Source organism: Kitasatospora sp. NPDC058218 (genome assembly GCF_042882445.1).
In the GTDB taxonomy this organism is placed as follows: Bacteria; Actinomycetota; Actinomycetes; order Streptomycetales; family Streptomycetaceae; genus Kitasatospora.
The window spans coordinates 67,350-87,374 of the sequence record NZ_JBHVWC010000036.1; the positions used below are offsets into that span (position 1 = coordinate 67,350).

General features: G+C 74.3%; 17 protein-coding genes. 6 read left to right on the forward strand and 11 right to left on the reverse strand.

Going from position 1 to position 20,025, the window contains the following annotated elements; translation table 11 throughout:
* Positions 1 to 110: 110 nt before the first annotated feature.
* Complete coding sequence (locus ACFVYI_RS22835) at positions 111 to 518, reverse strand: DUF3052 domain-containing protein (protein WP_387888476.1); 408 nt, start codon at positions 516 to 518, stop codon at positions 111 to 113.
* A 106-nt stretch (positions 519 to 624) separates the two neighbouring features.
* Entirely contained in the window at positions 625 to 1,050 is a 426-nt protein-coding gene (locus ACFVYI_RS22840; RefSeq protein ID WP_387888479.1) for a RidA family protein, read from the reverse strand.
* 239 nt (positions 1,051 to 1,289) lie between these two features.
* Between ACFVYI_RS22840 and ACFVYI_RS22845 the strand changes: the two genes are divergently transcribed.
* The gene (locus ACFVYI_RS22845; protein WP_387888482.1) at positions 1,290 to 1,712 is read left to right on the forward strand and encodes an ester cyclase; all 423 of its coding nucleotides are present in this window, start codon (positions 1,290 to 1,292) and stop codon (positions 1,710 to 1,712) included.
* 66 nt (positions 1,713 to 1,778) lie between these two features.
* Here the strand turns inward: ACFVYI_RS22845 and ACFVYI_RS22850 are convergent, their stop codons facing one another.
* The gene (locus tag ACFVYI_RS22850; RefSeq protein WP_387888484.1) at positions 1,779 to 4,175 is read right to left on the reverse strand and encodes a SpoIIE family protein phosphatase; all 2,397 of its coding nucleotides are present in this window, start codon (positions 4,173 to 4,175) and stop codon (positions 1,779 to 1,781) included.
* Positions 4,176 to 4,796: 621 nt separating this feature from the next.
* Between ACFVYI_RS22850 and ACFVYI_RS22855 the strand changes: the two genes are divergently transcribed.
* From ACFVYI_RS22855 to ACFVYI_RS22865, 3 genes are all read left to right on the forward strand, one after another.
* Positions 4,797 to 5,876, forward strand: a complete 1,080-nt coding sequence (locus ACFVYI_RS22855) for an alpha/beta hydrolase (protein ID WP_387888487.1) — start codon at positions 4,797 to 4,799, stop codon at positions 5,874 to 5,876.
* A gap of 164 nt (positions 5,877 to 6,040) precedes the next feature.
* Complete coding sequence (locus ACFVYI_RS22860; RefSeq protein ID WP_387888490.1) at positions 6,041 to 6,958, forward strand: diiron oxygenase; 918 nt, start codon at positions 6,041 to 6,043, stop codon at positions 6,956 to 6,958.
* A gap of 130 nt (positions 6,959 to 7,088) precedes the next feature.
* Positions 7,089 to 8,750: an FAD-dependent oxidoreductase gene (locus ACFVYI_RS22865; protein ID WP_387888492.1), complete on the forward strand. Its 1,662-nt coding sequence runs from the start codon at positions 7,089 to 7,091 to the stop codon at positions 8,748 to 8,750.
* A 100-nt stretch (positions 8,751 to 8,850) separates the two neighbouring features.
* Here ACFVYI_RS22865 and ACFVYI_RS22870 read toward each other — a convergent pair whose 3' ends face one another.
* From ACFVYI_RS22870 to ACFVYI_RS22885, 4 genes are all read right to left on the reverse strand, one after another.
* Entirely contained in the window at positions 8,851 to 9,453 is a 603-nt protein-coding gene (locus tag ACFVYI_RS22870) for an RICIN domain-containing protein (RefSeq protein WP_387888494.1), read from the reverse strand.
* A 48-nt stretch (positions 9,454 to 9,501) separates the two neighbouring features.
* Positions 9,502 to 10,134: a hypothetical protein gene (locus ACFVYI_RS22875; protein WP_387888497.1), complete on the reverse strand. Its 633-nt coding sequence runs from the start codon at positions 10,132 to 10,134 to the stop codon at positions 9,502 to 9,504.
* 236 nt (positions 10,135 to 10,370) lie between these two features.
* Complete coding sequence (locus ACFVYI_RS22880) at positions 10,371 to 11,123, reverse strand: SDR family NAD(P)-dependent oxidoreductase (RefSeq protein WP_387888500.1); 753 nt, start codon at positions 11,121 to 11,123, stop codon at positions 10,371 to 10,373.
* 111 nt (positions 11,124 to 11,234) lie between these two features.
* The gene (locus ACFVYI_RS22885) at positions 11,235 to 12,191 is read right to left on the reverse strand and encodes a GNAT family N-acetyltransferase (protein WP_387888502.1); all 957 of its coding nucleotides are present in this window, start codon (positions 12,189 to 12,191) and stop codon (positions 11,235 to 11,237) included.
* Positions 12,192 to 12,584: 393 nt separating this feature from the next.
* Between ACFVYI_RS22885 and ACFVYI_RS22890 the strand changes: the two genes are divergently transcribed.
* Positions 12,585 to 13,172 carry a hypothetical protein gene (locus ACFVYI_RS22890; protein ID WP_387888505.1) on the forward strand — a complete coding sequence of 196 codons (588 nt, stop codon included), beginning with the start codon at positions 12,585 to 12,587 and terminating at the stop codon, positions 13,170 to 13,172.
* Between the two features lie 260 nt (positions 13,173 to 13,432).
* A complete protein-coding gene (locus tag ACFVYI_RS22895) occupies positions 13,433 to 15,508 on the forward strand; it encodes an NB-ARC domain-containing protein (RefSeq protein WP_387888508.1) in 2,076 nt (691 codons plus the stop codon).
* 107 nt (positions 15,509 to 15,615) lie between these two features.
* On the opposite strand, the gene ACFVYI_RS22900 is transcribed toward ACFVYI_RS22895, so the two are convergent.
* The 4 genes from ACFVYI_RS22900 to ACFVYI_RS22915 form a co-directional block, all read right to left on the reverse strand.
* Complete coding sequence (locus tag ACFVYI_RS22900; RefSeq protein ID WP_387888510.1) at positions 15,616 to 16,638, reverse strand: N-acetylglucosamine kinase; 1,023 nt, start codon at positions 16,636 to 16,638, stop codon at positions 15,616 to 15,618.
* A 135-nt stretch (positions 16,639 to 16,773) separates the two neighbouring features.
* Entirely contained in the window at positions 16,774 to 18,054 is a 1,281-nt protein-coding gene (locus ACFVYI_RS22905) for a 6-phospho-beta-glucosidase (protein ID WP_387888530.1), read from the reverse strand.
* Positions 18,055 to 18,062: 8 nt separating this feature from the next.
* Positions 18,063 to 18,983: a carbohydrate ABC transporter permease gene (locus ACFVYI_RS22910; protein WP_387888512.1), complete on the reverse strand. Its 921-nt coding sequence runs from the start codon at positions 18,981 to 18,983 to the stop codon at positions 18,063 to 18,065.
* A 21-nt stretch (positions 18,984 to 19,004) separates the two neighbouring features.
* Positions 19,005 to 20,003 (reverse strand): carbohydrate ABC transporter permease, encoded by a 999-nt coding sequence (locus tag ACFVYI_RS22915; RefSeq protein ID WP_387888515.1) that lies wholly within the window; start codon positions 20,001 to 20,003, stop codon positions 19,005 to 19,007.
* Positions 20,004 to 20,025 lie beyond the last annotated feature (22 nt).

The window sequence follows — 20,025 nt, forward strand, 5'->3', positions numbered from 1 at the left end:
CGGGGGGCCCCGCCCCCCTCTCACACGTCGCAAAAGGCCCGCCGACGCCCGCCCCCCGGCTCCCGCCACCCGCCGGCCGGGAGACGGGCCCGAGGGTGGGCCCGAGGTGGCTACCGCTTGGGGGCGATCAGGCGGACGCCGGACCAGTCCTGGGCGGCGCCGACGGACCTGACCTGGGAGAGGCCGGCGGTCTGCGCGGCCTCGGCGATGTCACCGGGCTCGATGTATCCGTCCCGCCCGGTCTTGGGGACGAGGAGCCAGATCACGCCGCCGTCCGCCAGCATCCCGATGGCGTCGACCAGTGCGTCGGTCAGGTCGCCGTCGTCCTCGCGGAACCAGAGCAGGACCGCGTCGGCGACGTCGTCGTAGTCCTCGTCCACGAGGTCCTGGCCGGTGATCTCCTCGATCGCCTCGCGGAGTTCCAGGTCGACGTCGTCGTCGTAGCCGATCTCCTGCACGACCTGGCCGGGCTGGAAGCCCAGCCGGGCCGCGGGATTGGTCCGCTCTTCTGTGCTCATCACTGCCTCCGGTGCCACGGGCCGCGCCTGTCGCCGCCCTCCCGGTAGCCAATCAGACACGGAGGGTGTTCGGCCGCAGGTCGCGCGCCGGATGCCGGGGTGGTGGTCAGCGCGCGCTGTCCGGGTGTCCGGCCGGGCGGACGGCGACCGCGTCGATCTCGAAGAGCATCCCCGGCAGGGCGAGCGAGGCGACCCCGCTGAGCGTCTGGGCGGGCAGCCGGTCGGCCCAGGCGCCGTGCAGCGCCTTGCCGAGGACGGTCAGCTTCGCCAGGTCGTGGTCGACGATGTACGAGCCGAGCCGGACGACGTGCTCGAAGCCGAGCCCGACGCCGGCGAGTGCGGTGCGCAGGTTGTCGAGGGACCGCTCGACCTGGGCGGCGAAGTCGCCGGGCACGACCTGGCCGGTGGAGTCGGAGGCGTACTGCCCGGCGATGAACACCGGCTCCCCGGTGGCCGAGGCGGCGTGGCTGTAGCCGAACGGGGTGGGGTCGTGCAGCTCGGCGGGGTTGGTGAGGGTGCGGGCGTCGCTCATGTGCGGTGCTTCCTTCGGGTGTGGTGGGTCGGTCGGGCTCGCATCGGTGGTGCGGACGAGGGGGCTCCGTCGGAGGTGCCGTCCTCGTTCACGGGGACCACTGTGCCGAGGGGTGCGCACGATCGGCCGACGGCCTGCGCACGGCCCGTCCGGTGCCCGCGCCATCGGCGAGTTGACGGTCCCGCTGCTCCCGTGGGGCCCGCTGTCGGCCGTCCCCGTCGGAGGGTGAGAATGGGCGGGTGACCACTGCCAAAGACATCGTCCGGGCGTTCCTGTCGGAGGTCCGCTCCGGGGCGCACCCCGAGCGGGCCGAGCACTTCATGGCCGAGCACGTCCTGGCCCACCAGGTCCAGTCGGAGAACCCCGCCACCGTGCGGCGCACGGCGCAGCAGTTCGCCGAGCACGTCGGCGAGATGCTGGCGGCCTACGGACCGTTCGAGTTCGTGGTGGACGAACTCCTGGCCGACGGCGACCGCGTCTACGCCCGGTGGACCCAGCACGGGCACCACCTCGCACCGGTCGACGGTCGTCCGCCGACGGGCCGGCCCCTGACGGAGAAGGCCAGTGCGGTCTACCGGGTCGAGGCCGGGCGGATCGTGGAGTACTGGATCCAGATCGACCGGCAGGGCCTCCTCGCCCAGCTCGGCGCCGGCGAGGCCTGACCGCTCCCCACGGCACCCCACCGCTTCCCACGGGGCCCCACCGCTTCCCGGCGCGCCGGGTCGGCCCTAGGGCAGGTCCTGTTCGGCCCAGATGGTCTTGCCGTTGCGGGTGTAGCGGCTGCCCCAGCGGCCGGTGAGCTGGGCGACCAGGTACAGGCCGCGGCCGCCCTCGTCGGTGAGGCGGGCCCGGCGCATCCGCGGCTGGGTGGCACTGGGGTCGGAGACCTCGCAGGTCAGCCGCTCCGCGCGGATCAGCCGCACCTGGACCGGGCCGCCGGCGTAGCGGATGGCGTTGGTGACCAGCTCGCTCAGCACGAGTTCGGTGGTGAAGACCAGCTCCTCCAGCCCCCAGGAGCGCAGCTGCGCCGTCGCCTGCTCCCGGACCCCTGCGACGGCGGCCGGGTCGGCCTCCAGCGAGAAGGTGGCGGTGGCGTCGGACGGCACCGCGCGGGTGCGGGCGAGCAGCAGGGTGACGTCGTCGGCCAGACGGTGCGCCGGGTGGCCTTCGACGATCTCCCGGCCGAGCTCGCGCAGTGGCGCGGTGACGGTGCCGGGGCGGGCCATCCGGCTGCGCAACTCGGCCAGACCCTCGTCGAGATCGCCCCCGTACCCCCGGATCAGCCCGTCGGTGTAGAGCGCCAGCACGCTGCCGGGCGCCAGCTCGACCTCCGCGACCTCGAAGGGCAGCCCGCTGACGCCCAGCGGCGGGCCCGGGCGCACCGGGACGTACTCGACGGTGCCGTCCGGGGCGGCGACGGCGGGCGGCGGGTGCCCGGCGGAGGCCATCGCGCACCGCCGCGAGACCGGGTCGTAGACGGCGTAGACGCAGGTGGCGCCGAACGGGCCGGTCCGGTGGCCGACGGGCCAGTCGCCGTCGTCCCCCGGCTTCCCGGCCTCGACGAGCAACTGGCAGACCAGGTCGTCGAGGTGGACCAGCAGCTCGTCGGGCTCCAGATCGAGGTCGGCGAGGGTGCGGACGGCGGTGCGCAGCCGGCCCATGGTGGCGCTGGCCTCCAGTCCGTGGCCGACCACGTCCCCGGCGACCAGCGCGACGCGGGCCGAGGAGAGCGGGATCACGTCGAACCAGTCGCCGCCGACGCCACTGGCGGTGTCGGTCGGCAGGTAGACGCTGGCGGTGGTCACGGCGGCGGTCTCGGTCTGCGCGGGCGGCAGCAGGCTGCGCTGGAGGCTGACCGCGGCGCGGTGCTCGCGGGTGTAGCGGCGGGCGTTGTCCAGGGCGAGGGCGGCGCGGGCGGCGATCTCGTGCAGCAGGTCCAGATCGGCCGGCTCGTAGGCGAGTCGATGGGCGGCGCGGTGGACGGTCACCCGGCCGAGCAGGCTGCCCCGGGCGCGCAGCGGTGCGGCCATCCTGGTGGCGGTCGGCTCGGCCGCGGTCGGCTCGGCCGCCCCGCCGGCGGCGGTCGGTGGGCCCTCGGTGTCGAACACCACCGCCGCCGGGTCCGCGTCCGGGTCCGCCTCCGCGTCCGTCAGCAGGTCCGTGGCCCCGGTGACGGCGGTCCGGCGGAGCAGCAGGCGTCCGTCCCGGCCGGGTGCCGGTTCCTCGCCGGTGAACACCGCCTCCGCGACCTCGACCACGGCCAGGTCGGCCAGCCCGGGCGCCAGGACGGCGGCGAGATCCTCGGCGGTGCCGGTGACGGAGAGCGATCCGCCGACGGCCGCGGTGGCGCGGTGGAGCACCGCCAGGCGCTCGCCGGAGCGGTGCAGTTCCGTGACATCGGTGAACAGCGCCGTCACGCCGATCACCTGCCCGTCGGTGGCCTGCAACCGGAAGGCCGAGATCGCCATCGCCGCACCGCCGCGCGGAGCCTCGATCGTCCGCACCAGCTCGCCCGAGAGCACCAGCGGCCGGCCCGTCCGCAGCACCTCGCGCAGGTGCTGCTCGACCGCGTCCGCGTCCTCCACCTGGAGGAAGTCCCCGAGGCGCCGACCGGTCAGGTCCGGTGGGAGGCCGGTGTAGGGGAGCAGATGGGTGTTGGTCCTGACCAGCCGCAGCTGGTCGTCGAACACGGCGAGGCCCACCCGGTCCTGCAGGAACAGCTCGCGGGTGAACGCCTGGTCCTGCCGCCACTGGGCGACCAGCCCGGCGGGGGCGGCGAGCACGAAGTACCGGGCGGCTCCGGGCGGCTCTCCGGGGCCGGCGTCCTCCAGCGGGAGCACCTGGAAGACGATCCCCAGCTCCTCGCCCCGGCCGGAGCGCACCAGCGCCGTGCCGGACCAGGTCTGCGAAGACCGCTGCGCCGCGCGCTCCGCCCGGTGCTCGGCCAGCAGGGCGGCCCAGGTGGCCGGGTCCGCCAGCAGCTCACGGGCCGGGCGGCCGCAGACCTCGTGCGCGGGCAGGGCCAGCAGCCGCTCGGCCTCCCGGGTCCAGCGGACGATCCTGCCGTCCGCGTCCAGCAGGGCACCGGCCGCGCTGTCGACGAAGGGGGGCCGTCGGCTGTCCATGGTCTGCACCTCGGATGTGTCGTGCCGTCTCGGCCGGTTGCGGTCCGTCCGTCCGATGGTCGCCCGCCCTCCGGTCGGCGGGACGCGTGCCGTCGCGTGCCGCCACCCGGGTGACGGGCGGGGCCCCGCCGTCGCCGGGGCGCCACCTGTCGGGCGGGGGGCGCGGCCGGGGCCGGGGAAAGGAGCGGGACCGGCCGCCGGGCGTACCCGGTACCGGGCGGTCCCGGCGCGGCCGACCGGGGACCGGTGGCCCGGGGGAGGGCGTCCGCCGTGCTCATCCGGGCCGCTCCTGTCCTCCGGCCACGAGCGTGCCGGTCCGTGCCCCCTGCTGCGCGGGCCGGGGCCTCTCCATCATCCCCCCGGAGCGCGTGGCCGCCAGTCACGGCCGGCCGGAGCCCTGGCCGCCTGCGTTCACCGGCTTCGGCACCGGTGCCTCGTCGGCCCGGGCGGCCTCGGCTCGTGGAAGGCCGGGGGTCGCCCAACTGGGCTTGCGAAAATGCCCGTTGGGTCGAACCGGCGGGTAACACTACGCTGAGCCGCCTCGATCCCGAGTCGTCGGGCCCGGTCCACCGTGCGTCACCGCGATCGGCCGGCCCGGGCGCAGACCACGCAGGAGGCACGATGACGATCCCGACCCGGGCCCCGGCTCCGGTTCCTGTTCGGCTCCGTGCCCAGGCGGCCGCCGTCCGCGTGGCCTACGCGCTGCCGAGGCCGCTGCGCCGACTGATCGCGGGCACGCCCGTCCGGCGGGACGGCCAGCGGCTCGCCCTCGACGCCCAGTTGCTGCTGAGCCTGCAGCGGATCTCCGGAAACCACCTGGTCAGGCCCGGCGGGGTGGCGCCGTCCCGGGCGGGGCTGGACCACGGCCGCCACCTGGTGGGCGGCCCGGTGATCGAGCCGGTGGCCACCAGGGAGATCCGGATCCCGGTCGAGTACGGCGAGCTGCCGGCCACCCTGTACACGCCGGCCGGCCTGGCCGGCCCGTCGGGGCTGCTGGTCTTCTTCCACGGCGGGGGCTGGGTGCTCGGCACCCGGGGCAGCCACGACAACACCGCGCGCTTCCTCGCCCGGCACGCGGGCGTCCGGGTGCTCTCGGTCGAGTACCGGCTGGCGCCCGAGCACGTCTTCCCGGCCGCCGTGGACGACGCGCTGGCCGCCTTCGACCACGCCCACGCCGAGGCCGCCGACCTCGGTGCCGACCCGGACCGGATCGCGGTCGGCGGCGACAGCGCGGGCGGCAACCTGGCCGCCGTCACCGCCCAGCTGGCGGTGCGGCGCGGCGGCCCCGCGCCCGCGTTCCAGCTGCTCTTCTACCCGGCCACCGACGCCTCCCGGCGTCGGCGCTCCCGGGAGTTGTTCGCCGACGGCTTCCTCCTCACCAGCGCGCACATGGACTGGTTCGCCGACCACTACGCGCCCGAGGGCGTGGACCGCTCCGACCCGAGGATCTCGCCGCTGCTCACCCCCGATCTGACCGGCTTGCCGCCCGCCTACGTCGCCACCGCCGGGTTCGACCCGCTGCGTGACGAGGGCGAGGCGTACGCGGAGAGGCTGAGGGAAGCCGGGGTGGTGGTCGCGCTCAGCCGCCAACCCGACCTGATCCACGGCTACGTCAACTACCTGGGGATCGGCCGGCGGTTCCGCGAGGCGACGGCGGAGGCCGCCGGGGCGCTGCGGCTGGCGCTCAGCCCGAACGCGTAACAGGCCGGGCCCGCCGCCCCGGAGGCCGCATCGGGGCGAGCCGGCGGAGCCCCGCCGGGGGCCGGTGCGCGAGGGCTTCTCGCGCCCGGCCTCTTATTGTACTCTCCGTCTAATAAGCGGGGGCGGGCGGGAACCCCGCGCAGGGCACGCACCTGGAGGCAGCCATGGCTCACCCCGGCACGGCGACAGGAATCCACGGCCACACCTCGGCCGACGACGACGTCTCGAAGCGGCTGCTCGACTCGGCCGCGACCCTCTCCTACGACCCGGCGACCGAGATCGACTGGGACGCGCCGCTCCCGGCGGACGGCTACGGGCTCAATCCGGAGTGGAGCACGCTCTACGGCACCCGGCTGTGGGACGAGATGACCGAGGAGCAGCGGGTCACCCTCACCCGGCACGAGGTCTGCTCGATCATGACCACCGGCATCTGGTTCGAGATGATCCTGCAGCAGATGGTGCTGCGCGACCAGTACCTGAAGAACCCGGCCGGCGCCGAGTTCCGCTTCGCCCTCACCGAGATCGCCGACGAGTGCCGGCACTCGATCATGTTCGCGCGCGCCTGCGAGAAGATGGGCGTCCCGCAGTACCGGCCGGCCGCCGCGATCGCCCAGGCCGGTCGCCTCTTCAAAGCCACCGCCAAGGGCGAACTCGCCTACGGCGGAATCCTGGTGGCCGAGGAGGTGCTCGACGTCATGCAGCGCGACTGGATGCGCGGCGAGAACGTCCTGGAGATCGTGCGCGGGACGTCCCGGATCCATGTCGTCGAGGAATCGCGGCACATGAAGTTCGCCCGCCAGGAGATCCGCGAGCGGCTGCGCGGCGCGGGGCGAGCCCGCCGCCGGGCCGCCGGGACCGGCATCGCGGTGGCCGCCTACGTCATCGTCGGCAGCATGGTCCACCGGGGCGTGTACGCGGCCGCCGGCCTCGACACCGAGCGGGCGCTGGCGGAGGTGCGCGCCAACCAGCACCGCAAGGCGATGATGCGCACCAGCTCCGGCCACCTGATGGCCTTCCTCGCCGAGAGCGGCCTGCTCAACCGCTCCGCGGCGGCGGTCTACCGCCGCGTCGACATGCTCTGACCCGACCGGACCCGCGCCGATGTCCGCGCCGACCTCCGCCCGCCCCGGCGCGGCCGGACCGGACCCGCCCCGCCCCGGTGCGACCCGACCGACCCGACCGACCCCCACGCAGCGAGGACCTCACCCGGCCATGGCCTACGCGATCACCCAGACCTGCTGCAACGACGCCTCGTGCGTGTCCGTCTGCCCGGTCAACTGCATCCACCCCACCCCGGACGAGCCGGAGTTCGGCCGCACCGAGATGCTCTACATCGACCCGGCCGCCTGCATCGACTGCGGCGCCTGCGCGGACGCCTGCCCGGTCGACGCCGTCTTCCCCGTCGACCGGCTCACCGGCCCCGACACCGTGTTCGGGCAGCTCAACCGCGACTACTACCGGGACCACCCCACCGACCACGGCTGGGGGGCGCCGACCTTCCCCCGGAGCCTGCCGAACGACCTCGGGACGCTGCGCATCGCCATCGTCGGCACCGGCCCCTCAGCGAGCTACACCGCCCAGTCGCTGCTGCGCACCACCGGCGCGGAGATCACCATGATCGACCGGCTGCCGGTCGCCGGCGGTCTGCTGCGGCACGGCGTCGCCCCCGACCACCAGTCGACCAAGCGGATCGCCGAGAGCTTCGCGAGCGTGTTCCACCACCCCCGCCTGCGGGTCCACCTCAATGTCGAGATCGGCAGGGACCTCACCCACGCCGAACTGGCCGCCCACCACCACGCCGTGGTCTACGCGGTCGGCGCCGCCACCGACCGCCGGCTCGGCCTGCCCGGCGAGGACCTCCCCGGCAGCCTGCCCGCCACCACCTTCGTCGGCTGGTACAACGCCGACCCGACCGTCCCCGCCGAGGCCGTCGACCTCTCCTCCGAGCGGGTCGTCGTGGTCGGCAACGGCAACGTCGCCGTGGACGTCGCCCGGATCCTGCTGCTGGACCCGGACCGGCTCGCCGCGACCGACATCGCCGACCACGCCCTCGCGGCCCTGCGGGACAGCCGGGTGCGCGAAGTGGTGCTGCTCGCCCGCCGGGGCCCCGAGCAGGCGGCCTGGACGCGGCCCGAGTTCCTCGCCCTCCGGCACCTGCCCGGCGTCGAACTCGTCGTCGCGGACCACCCCGAGGTCCGCGCCGCGATCGCCGCCGCGCCGCCCGGCTCCAAGGCCGCGCTGCTCGCCGGGCTGCCGTTGGAGGGCGTCGACGGCGGCGAGCCGCCGCGCCCCGGCCGGCGGATCGTGCTGCGCTTCTTCGCCGCGCCCACCGAACTTTTCGGCGCGGGACGGGTCGAGGGCGTCCGGCTCGGCGGGACGGCGCTCGCCGACGGGCCCGACGGGCCGCGTGCCGAACCCACCGGTGAGCAGGGCCTCATCCGTGCGGGCCTGGTGGTGCGGTCCATCGGCTACCGGGGCGTGCCGGTGCCCGGCCTGCCGTTCGCCGCGGCCGCCGCGGCCGTTCCGCACCGGGGCGGCCGGGTGATCGATCCGGAGTCCGGCCGCCCGCTGCCCGGTACGTACGTGGTGGGCTGGGCCAAGCGAGGCCCGTCCGGCGGGATCGGTGCCAACCGGGCCTGCGCCCAGGAGACCGTGGGCGCCCTACTGGACGACGCCGCCGCGGGCGCGCTGTCCGATCCGGCCGGTACCCGCCGGGAGTTGGCCCGGCTGGTCCGCAGCCGGCGGCCGGACGCGGTCGGGCTGAGGCACATGCGGGCCATCGACCGCGCCGAGCGCGCCCTCGGCGCGGCCGCCGGCCGCCCCCGGGTCAAACTCGCCACCCTCCCCGCCCTGCTGGCCGCCGGCCGCCGCTGACCGCCCCCGTACGCGGCCGGCCGGCGACCGGAAGTCCGGTCGGCCGCACGCGGGCCCCGGGTGCGGCCGCCGGAGCGCCGGCGGCCGCCGTGCCTCACTGTCAGGCGGGCAGGAGCGAGTACAGGTCCGGCCGGTCGCCCTGGGTGATCTGGTTGCCGTTCTGACCGAAGGTGCCGGAGGCCGTCACCCACAGGCGGGAGTGCTGCCCCTGGAGGGCGAACAGGTTGGTGCCGGGCACCTTCGTCTTCACGAACTGCTGCTCGGTGGGGATGTGGTCGCTGAAGCAGCCGGTGGTGACGATCCAGGCCCCGTAGAACGTGGCGTCGCTGCCGACGGCGAGGCACCAGTGCCGCCAGCTGTCCTGGAAGACCACCGTCTCGGTGCCGTCGGCCTCGGGCCGGTGACAGTAGATCCACTTCTGGTTGGACTCGCCGGTCCAGACGTACTGGATGACCGAGCCGTGGTTCCCGGGCGACAGGGCGACGGTCAGCGCCAGATCGCTGGGGGTCGGGGCCTTGATGCGGTAGAGGCCCCCGTCGCAGGTGAAGTCGCCCCAGGTGGTGGTGAGGGCGGCCGGGGCCGGGGCGGGAGCCGCCACGGCGGCCGGGGCGGCGGTGAACAACAGGGCGAAGGCGGCGGCCGCGGTGCCGAGCGCGGCCATCCGGCGCCCCACCCCGAAGCGGAACCGGTGCAGAAGAGTCATCGTGAACTCGCTTTCACAGCTGAGGGTTCGAGATGCGGCGACAGGCGATCAGCAGAAGAGCCGCAGTCGGGCGGCCGCACGCAGGGTGCCGGCCGGCTCGGGCCAGGCGCAGGAGACGGTGCCCTGCTCGGGAACGTCGAAGGTGACGAAGGTGCCGGGGCCGCCGGGGTTGGTGTTGATCCAGTACCCGGTGCCCGGGCCGGAGCGCGCGCAGAGGTACCGGACCCACTCGCCGGTCACCTTTCGGGTGCCGCGGTAGAGGCCGTAGTAGCCGGGGCTGTTGAAGTTCACGGTGTCGGTGACGGTCGTGGTCCGGGTGCTCGACTTGGTGGTGGCCACCGAGAAGCCGACCTTGGCGCTGACCTTGACGAAGAGCGCCTTGAAGTCGGCGGTCACCTCCACGCTGTTGTTGACCGTGGTGCTCACGGAGTCGATCTCGGACAGCGTCTTGGTGTACTGGCCGGTGGTCCCTGGGGTGATGGCGACCGCGAGGAAGTCGGTGACGGTCGGCTCGACCCGGGCCGTGACGACGTCCTCCCAGAGGTAGTCCCGGTCCGGGTTGCAGACGGGGTTCGGGGGCGGGTCGGCCTGTGCGGGGGCGGCGCCGAGCCCGAGGCCGGCCACCGCGAACAGTGCGGCGAAGCCTGAGGTGAGGGCGGCGCGTCGGTTGCGCGAAGCCATGGGGGTGCTCCTCCGGTCGGATGGGATGCGACGGGAGCCGTGTCTCGTCCATGTCACGGCTCCCGGTACGGGCATCCTCGCGTCCGGGGCGGGGCGGCCGGTATCCCAACCTTCTGGGGTGGATCCGGCCCGAACCATCTCCGGCGGGTACGTCAACAAGCCTGGTGGAAAAGGAAAGTGACGGAGGGTCGGGTGTCACGATTGCGACTGCCGAGCCGAACGGTACGCGTGTCGCCTCAGCGCCCGAGGACCGCACCGCCGTTGACGCCGATGACCTGCCCGGTGACGTAGCCGGCCTCCGGGGAGGCCAGATAGGCGACGGCGGCCGCCACGTCCCCCGGGGTGCCGGCCCGGCCGACCAGGGTGGCGGAGATCTTGTCGGCGTGGAACTCCGGAGTCCAGTCGCTGCCGAAGATCTCGGTGGACTCGACGTAGCCGGGGGCGAGGATGTTGACGGTGATGCCCTCCGGGCCGAACTGTCGGGCGAGGCCGAAGCCCCAGCCGTGCAGGGCGGCCTTCGCGGCGGCGTAGGAGCCGGCCGAGTGCGGGCCGGCGCCGCCGCGCTGGGCGGCGGCGGAGCTGATCAGGATCAACCGGCCGCCCGGGCGGCGAAGATGGTCGGCGAGGGCGGTGGTGAGCAGCACGGCGGTCAGCAGATTGGTGTCCAGGTCGCGCCGCCAGGCCTCGGCCAGGGTCTCCAGGGAGGCGTCCGCAGGCGGGGTGATCACCGCTCCGGCGTTGTTGACGAGCACGTCCACCGGGCCGAGTGCCGCGATGGCCGCGGCCGCCTCCGTGACCTCGGCGGCCACCGTGAGGTCGGCCGCGATCGGCACCACGGCGGCCCCGATCTCCGCCGCCGCCTCTGCCAGCACCTCGGCGCGCCGTCCGAGGATCGCCACTCGGTAGCCGCGTCCGGCGAGTTCCGCCGCGACGGCCCGCCCGATCCCCGTCCCGCCGCCCGACACCACCGCGGTCCGCCGCTGCTCCATCGTCTGCGCCCCCTGGTCCTGCGACTCCGACAGCTCCGTACCGGATCCTACCCGGTGGTAACTTTTCGTCGCGGCCGGACGGTGCTACCCGCCCGAGGGGGTGACGAGGCGTCAGGCCAGCGCGCTCCCGCCGTCGGGGTGGAGGGGCTTGCCGTAGACCGTCGAGCTGGACCGGATCGTCATCCCCACCCGCTCGTACAACGCGAGGGCGCCGGTCTCCGAGTGCGTCCACAGCGTGCACGCCCGCCGCCCGTGCCGCTGGAAGTCGCGGAAGGCCTCCAGGAGCAGGGCGCGGGCGATCCCCCGGTTGCGGTGGTCCCGCCGGACCGCGACCCGCTCGACATAGCCCTCGCCGGACTCCGGGACGTCCAACGACAGCACCGCGCCGACCAACTGCCCGTCGGCGAACGCCAGGGGCGAGAGCGCCGGCGCGAAGGCGGCCCGCTCGACGGTGTGCCGCGCCCACTCCTCGTAGGGCTTGCGCCGCACCTGCCACTCGTCGAACGCGTCCTCGGTGAGCAGGTACGCCGCCCGCTCGTCGCCGGGCCGGAACGGCCGGACGGTGATCCCCGCCGGTGGCGCGGGCACCACCGGCTCGGCGGGCAGCGGGTACTCCAGCAGCCACTGGGTGACGAACGCCCCGTACCCGCGGGTCCGCAGCAGCGCGACGGCCGCCCGGTCGCCGTCCAGGAGGGTCTGGGAGAGCCGCTCGCTGCCCAGCTGCCGCGCCCGGGCCTCGGCCCAGTCCAGCAGGGCGCCGCCCAACCCCTCGCCCCGGTGGGCGGGGTGGACGTCGACCTTGCTCCGCCGCCCGCCGTGCACCCAGGCCCGGCCGACCACCGCCCCCGCCGCGTCCTGCACCAGCAGGGTGTCGCGCACCGGGTCCAGGTCGGGCAGTGCGAGGTCGGCGGCCACGCCGTCGGCGGCGTTCTCGGCCCGGATCCAGGCGTCGCCGAGCAGGTCGCGTTCGCAGGCGGTGACCAGCCGGTGGATCGCCGGTGCGTCGGCGGGGGTGGCGGCCCGGCTCCGGTAGCGGGTCGGGAGGGACGGCAGCGGAAGTCGGGGCATGATGTGACTCTGCGCCATCGGTGGCCGATCTGTCGACCGGGTCGGCCGAGTCGGGTCGGTGGGACGGGGCATCGACCGCGCCCGCGTCCGCGTCCGCGCCGGGACGTCCCCCACCACCGGTGTGCCGTTCGCCATCGCCGTGCCCCTCCCCATGCCGGATCCCCTCCGGTGGCGCCGGTGCTCGCCGCAGGTCCCCCTTCGATGACCTCAGCCGGGATTGCGGTCGACCCCCGGCCGTGGACGGCCGTCCTCCGCGCGGTGCACGACCGCCTCCCCCGCGGGGGTGAGCCGGTCCCGTCCCCCGGAGGACGCGGCCGAGGTGGTGGCGCTGCGACCTTGGTGACGGAAGCAGTCGCGCGGCCCGTCGACCGGGCCTTCGGCCGGGGAGGACACATGAACGCCGTTACGAGGATGAGGAGTTTGCACGGCCGGACGGCAGCGGGCGTACCGCGCTGGGCGGTGCTCGCCGCCTACGCCGTCACCCTGACGACGCTGCCCTCCTGCATCTGGCGGATCGCGGCCATGATCTTCGACGCGCCGCTGCTGGAGCACGACGCGGCCGCCCAGCCCTCGCCGGCGTTCTCCCCCGGGTGGTGGTACATCATCGCGCTGAGCGTGGTCAGCGAGGCGCTGGCGTTCCTCGCGGTCGGGCTGGTCGCCGAGTGGGGGCAGGTGTGGCCGCGGTGGATCCCGGGCCTGGCCGGCCGCCGGGTGCCGCCCCTCGCCGCCGTCGTCCCGGCCGGGCTGGGGGCGACGGTGCTGATGGTCTTCCCGTACGCGATGGTCATGTCCGCCCTCGGGCGCAAGCTCGACGGGGAGTCGGCCGAGGTCATCACGCACGGCTGGCAGACGGTGCTGTTCTGGGTCAGCTACCTGCTGTTGGTCGCCTGGGGGCCGCTGCTCGCGGTGCTGACGGTGCACTACCACCGCCGCCGCGGCGCCGCCGGCCCCCGGGCGGTGCGGGTCGCGGCCGCCGGCTGAGGGGAGCGGCCCGGGCGTCCGGGGGCGCCGCCGGGCACCTTCGGGCCGCGCTCAGCCGGGGGACCGGGCCGGCTCCGGCCGCGCACGGGAAGTCGGTCCGGCCGACTTCTCGTGCAGTCGCGGTACCAGCGCCGCCGCCGCCAGGGGGAAGCCCACCACCACCGTCCTGTTCGTGTTCCATGCCGAGCAGCTCATCAGAGCGGGGAGGAATACGACAGAAGCGTCTGCCTGGCGGACGGCGAGCTGTGACACTGGCTGCCATGCCCGATGCGACCCGCAACCAGATGGCCGGCGGCACGGTCAACGGCATGCTCGTCCAGGCCCACCAGGTGAACGTGACCACCGAGGAGCCGCGCTGGCCCCACCAGGTCGGCGTCGTCCCGGCGGTGGCGGACGCCTTCCAGTCGCGCGGCCTGGTGACGGCGATCACCGGGAGCCGAGCCGTCGTCCTGTCCGGCATGGGCGGCACCGGCAAGACCCAGCTCGCCGCGCACCACGCCCACACCCAGCTGCGCGCCGGGCACGTCGACCTGCTGGTCTGGGCCACGGCCACCAGCCGTCCGGCCGTCCGACAGGCGTACGCGCAGGCCGCGGTTCAGCTCGGCCTGTCCGAAACCGGCGACGCCGAACGCTTCCTCGCCTGGCTCAACACGACGGATCGCCGCTGGCTGGTCGTCCTCGACGACCTCCAGGACCCGGCCGACCTGCGCGGCCTCTGGCCCCCGATCACCGGCCGGGGCCGTACCGTCGCGACCACCCGCCGCCGCGACCCGGCCCTGCGCACGGCGGACCGGGGCGTGATCCACGTCGAACTCTTCTCGCCGGAGGAGTCCTCGGCCTACCTCGCCGCCCGGCTCGACCTGCACGGCCTCACCGGGCCGGACGTCGAACTCGCCGGCCTCGCCGCGGACCTCGGCCACCTCCCGCTCGCCCTCGCCCAGGCCGCCGCCTACCTGGTCGACCTCGCGGACACCGGGCTCACCGTCGCCGCGTACCGGGCCCGGCTCCGCGAACGCCGCCCGCTCGCCGAGCTCGGGCCCGACCGGGGAGCGCTGCCGGATGACCAACAGGCCACCCTGGCGGCGGTCCTGGCGCTCTTACTGGAACGCGCGGACGCCGCGACGGCCGGGTTGGCCACGCCAGTGCTGCAGTTGGCGTCGGTGTTCGCCCCCGACGGCGTGCCCGTGAGCGTGCTGACGGCCGAGGGGGCGTGCGACTACCTGGCCGACACCGGCCGGACGGTGACGGCGGCCACCGTGGCCGGTGCGCTGCGGACCGTCCACCGCCTCGGTCTCGGTGAGCGCGTGCCACCCGGTCCCGAGCAGAGCCCCGACCTGTTCCGGGTGCACGTGCTGACCCAGCGGGCGGCCCACGACTCCGTGGAGGGCGAGGAGGCCAGGGCCGAGCTGTTCGCCGGTGCGGTGGAGGCGCTGCTCGACTCGTGGCCGACCGCCGGGATCCACCAGGCGGCCACCCTGTCGTTCGTGGTCAACGCCGCCGCCCTGCGCTCCCACGGACACGAGGCGCTCTGGCAGGAGAACGGCCGACTCGTGCTGATGGTGGAAGCCTTCGGCCTCGGCTACGTCGCGCAGCCCGGGGCCGCCGCCGCCCGGTTCGAGAGCCTCGGGGTGGAGGCCGCCGCCCGGTGCGGCCCCGATCACGCGTTCACCCTCGACGTGCGCCAGCAGCACGCCCTCTTCAGAAGCGCGGCGGGGGACGTCGACGTGGCGGTTCGGGTGCTGGAGGAGCTGTTGGCCGATCGGGTCCGCCTGCTCGGCCCGGACCACGTCGACACCAGGACCACCCGCTGGCGGCTCGCCCAGCTCCGCGCGGACCGGGCCCAGGAGTTCGAGCTCGCTCACGACCTGTTGGCGGAGCAGGTCCGGGTGTACGGCGTCGATCATCCGAACGTCGTCGACACCCGTCTGGAGATCGCGATGCGGACGGGGCTCACCGGGGATCCCGCCGGCGCACTGGCAGCGCTCGCGGAACTCACGGCCGGTGGCCCGGAGGACGACACCCAGGTCCTGCTCCGCGCCTTCATGGCGTGCATGGTGGCCGTGGCGGAGGACCCGGAGGTCGTCCACGACACCCTCGTCGCGCTGGTGGACGACGTGGCGCGCGTGGTGGGGCCGGGCAGCAGCTACGAGTTCCTGGTCCGCGGCCTCCTCGCGGACAACCTGCGCAGGGTCGGTCGGCCGGAGGACGCGCAGGAGGTCGGCGGGCGACTCCTGTCCGACCTCGACCGCACGCTCGGGCCGGATGACCAGGTCACCCGTCTTCTGCACGGCCTCCTCGGCCCCTTCCGGGGCGAAACGGTGCCGCGATCCGAATGATCCGGCCCGGTGGGTCCGGCGACACCGCCCCCGACGGGTGTGCGGACCCGTCGGGGGCGGAACTCGGGGAGCGGCCGGGCGAGCCCGGCCGCCGTCGGCGGCAGGCGCTACGCGGCCACCGGCCGGGCAGGGTCGCCGTACGCCTCGCGCACCCGCGCCTGGGCCGCCGGCCCGGCGGCGAGGTGGTCGAGGCCGAGCAGCGCGGCGCCCAGCACCGGCGGCGCCACGACGACCCGCGGCTCGGCCAGCGGCGCCGCCGAGGCCAGGCGCGCCGTCAGGTTGTCGAGCAGCAGCGGCTGCCGGGAGGCGAGCACGCCGCCGCCCAGGACCAGCGGCGTGGGCTCGTCCAGCAGCTCCAGCCGTTGCAGTGCGACGACGGCGAGCCGGGTGATCTCGTCGGCCTGCCGGTCTATCAGCTCCAGGGCGACCGGGTCGCCGGTCTCCGCCACCGCGAACAGCACCCGGACGATCTCGTGCAGCCGGCCGAAGGGCAGGTGGCCGAGGTGGATCGCCTCGGCGACGGCGCCGGTGTCCGGCAGGCCGAAGTGCTCGGCGATGGCGCGGGCGAGGCCGGTCGGGCCGCCGCGGCCGTCCTCGGCGCGGACGGCGTGCCACATGCTGCTGAGGGCGAGGCCGCTGCCGCCGCCCCAGTCGCCGGTCAGCTCGCCGAGGGCGGGGAACCGGGCGGTGCGGCCGTCGGGCAGCAGGCCGACGCAGTTGATGCCGGCGCCGCAGACGACGGCCACGCCGCGCGGGCCGTCGGTGCCGGCCCGCAGCAGGCCGAAGGTGTCGTTGACGACGGTGCTGGTGACGCCCCAGGGGTGGGACTCCAGGGCGGTGCGCAGCGCGGCCTCCTCCACCGGGAGGTCGGCGTTGGCGAGGCAGGCGCTGACGTGGGTGGTCAGGACGCCACTGCGGAACGACAGCCCGGCAGCGGCGGCCGCCTCCTCGACCAGCGGCGCGAGGCCGGCGACGGCCGCCGCGCCGCCGATCTTCTGCGGTGCGAAGCCGCCGCCCCGGGCGGAGCCGTGCACGGTGCCGTCGGCGCCGATCAGGGCGACGTCGGTCTTGGAGTTGCCCGCGTCGATGGCGAGAACGCCGGGCAGGAGTGGTTCGGGCTGGTGGGTCATGAGGTCCCCGCGGCTCGTACGTGGCCCGGCCGTTGTCCCCGGCCGGGGGTGGTCGGTCTCCTCGCGGCCCGGCCCGCCGGCGTCGCCGTCGGCGGAGCCGACGGGCGGCCGCGCGGGCCGGACGGAAGGGGCGCGTCAGGCCCAGGCGAGGTGCTCGCGGTTGTGGGCGAGCAGCCGGTCCGTCAGCCGGTCGGCGAGTTCGATCTGGCCGACCAGCGGGTGGGCGAGCAGGGCGTCGAAGACCCGGTCGCGGCCGCCGTGCAGGGCGGCGTCGAGGGCGAGCTGCTCGTACGAGGTCACGGCGGCGATCAGGCCGGCGTACAGCGGCTCGACGGGGCGCTGCGGCAGCGGGCGCACGCCGGCGGCGTCCACCTCGGCCGGCACCTCGATCACGGCGTCGTCGGGCAGGAACGGCAGCACGCCGTTGTTGCGGGCGTTCACCACCTGCACGGACGTCCCGCCGCCGGTGCCCAGCAGGGCGGCGATCAGCTGGACGGCCGCCTCGGAGTAGAAGGCTCCGCCGCGCTTGCCGAGCAGCTCCGGCTTGGTGTCCAGGGCCGGGTCGGCGTACAGCTCCAGCAGCTGCCGCTCGATCTCGGCGACCTCGGCCGCCCGGGAGCCCTTGGCCTTCAGCTCCTCGACGACCGCGTCGTGCTGGTAGAAGTACCGCAGGTAGTAGGAGGGCACCACGCCGAGGCGCTCGACGACCCGCTGCGGCAGCCGCAGGTCCTCGGAGATCTCCTTGCCGAAGCCGGCGAGCAGCTCCGGCAGCACCTCGCGCCCGGTGGTCGCGCCCGGGGCGTCGAGCAGGGTGACGCCGCGCTCCCAGGTGAGGTGGTTCAGGCCGACGTGGTCGAGGCGGATCAGCTCGGGGTCGACGCCGAGGTGTCCGGCGAACCGCCGCTGGAAGCCGATCGCGACGTTGCACAGGCCGACGGCCTTGTGCCCGGCGTTCTGCAGCGCCCGGGTCACGATGCCGACCGGGTTGGTGAAGTCGACGATCCACGCGTCGGGGTTGGCCCGGCGGACCTTCTCGGCGATGTCCAGCACCACCGGTACGGTGCGCAGGGCCTTGGCCAGGCCGCCCGCCCCGGTGGTCTCCTGGCCGACGCAGCCGCACTCCAGCGGCCAGGTCTCGTCCTGGTTGCGGGCCGCCTGCCCGCCGACCCGCAGCTGCAGCAGCACCGCGTCGGCGTCGGCGACGCCCGCCGTGACGTCGGTCGTCGTGGTGACGACGGCGCCGTGCCCCTGCTTGGCGAAGATCCGTCGGGCCAGTCCGCCGATCAGCTCCAGCCGGTCGGCGGCGGGGTCGATCAGCACGAGTTCGGCGATCGGCAGGGTGTCGCGCAGCCGGGCGAAACCGTCGATGAGTTCGGGGGTGTACGTCGAACCGCCACCCACGATGGCCAACTTCAGTGCGGACATCAGCCCTTGACCCCTGTCAGTGTCACGCCTTCGATGAAGGCCTTCTGTGCGAAGAAGAAGAGGATGATCACCGGCGCCATCACCAGCAGGGTGGCGGCCATGGTGAGGTTCCAGTTGGTGTGGTGGGCGCCCTTGAAGGACTCCAGGCCGTAGGAGAGCGTCCAGGCACCGGGATTGTTGCTGGCGTAGATCTGCGGGCCGAAGTAGTCGTTCCAGGCGTAGAAGAACTGGAACAGGGCGACGGCGGCGATGGCCGGCTTGGCCATCGGCAGCACCACCTTGACGAGGGTGCGCAGGTCGCCGCAGCCGTCGATCCGGGCCGCCTCGATGTACTCCTTGGGGATGGTCAGCAGGAACTGGCGCAGCAGGAAGATCGAGAAGGCGTCGCCGAAGGCCATCGGGATGATCAGCGGCCAGAGCGAGCCGGAGAGGCCCATCTGCTTCGACCAGAACAGGTACATCGGGATGACGGTGACCTGCGGTGGCAGCATCATCATCGCGATGACCGCCATCAGCGCGAGGTTGCGGCCGCGGAAGCGGAACTTGGCGAGCGCGTACGCCACCGGCAGGCTGGAGACGACGGTCAGCACGGTGCCGAGGCCGGCGTACAGCAGGGTGTTGCGCCACCAGGTGAGGAACCCGGGGGTGTCCCAGACCTTGGCGTAGTTGCCCCACTCCCAGGAGGTGGGCCAGTAGTCGGTGGTGAGCGCCTGGTTGTCCGTCATCACCGAGGTGAGGAAGGCGAAGACGAACGGCAGCAGGAAGAACAGCGTGGCGGCGATGGCCAGCGAGTGGACGGCCACCCAGTTGAGCGCGGCGCGGCGGCGGGCGGCCCGGGCGGCGGCGGTGCCGCGCCGGCCGGAGCCGGCGGTGCCGGACGCGCCCGCGGGGGCCTTGGTGAGCGTGGTGCTGAGAGTCATGATCGTGTCCTCACTGGTCCGCTAGTCGTCGTTCGCCATGAAGCCGGACTTGCGGCGCAGCAGGAGCGAGGTGACGGCCATCGAGATGGCGAACAGCACCAGGGCCACGACGCACGCCGCGCCGTAGTTGAAGTGCTGGAAGCCGAGGTTGTAGACCATCTGCGGCAGGGTCCAGGTGGAGCCCTGCGGGTAGCCGGGCTCGAACTGCTGCCCGGAGTTGCCGGCGATGCCGCCGGCGACCTTCCCGGCGACGATCGCCTGGGTGTAGTACTGCATGGTCTGGATGACCCCGGTGACCACCGCGAACATGATGATCGGCGAGATGTTCGGCAGGGTGACGTAGCGGAAGCGCTGGAACGGGCCGGCGCCGTCCAGCTCGGCCGCCTCGTACTGCTCCTTCGGGACGTCCAGCAGGGACGCCATGAAGATGACCATCAGGTCGCCGATGCCCCACATGGCGAGCATGGTGAGCGCGGGCTTCGACCAGGTCGGGTCGGCGAACCAGCCGGGCTGGGGCAGGCCGATCTCACCGAGGAAGTGGTTGACCGGCCCGGTGCCGGGGTTGAGCAGGAAGGCGAAGGAGACGGTGGCGGCCACCGGCGGTGCCAGGTAGGGCAGGTAGAACGCGGTGCGGAAGAAGCCGGCGCCGGTCTTGACCTTGGTGATGAGCATCCCGATGCCGAGGCCGAACGTGACCCGCAGCGACACCATGATGACGACGAGCCAGAGCGTGTTGCGCAGGCCCTGCCAGAAGGACGGGTAGTCGTTGAAGACGTAGTCCCAGTTCTTCAGGCCGTTGAAGGAGGGGACGCTGAAGCCGTTGTACTTCATGAAGCTGAAGTAGACGGTGGAGATCAGCGGGTACAGGAAGAAGACGCTGAAGCCGATCAGCCAGGGGGAGAGGAAGGCGAGGGTGCGGGCCGCCTCCCGGCGGCGCTTCCGGCGCAGCAGGTGCTGCGTGGAGGGCGCCGCCGGGTCGGTCGATCCGGAGCCCTTGCGGGTGCCGAACGCGAGTGACATGGGAGCTCCGTGGGGCCGCTGG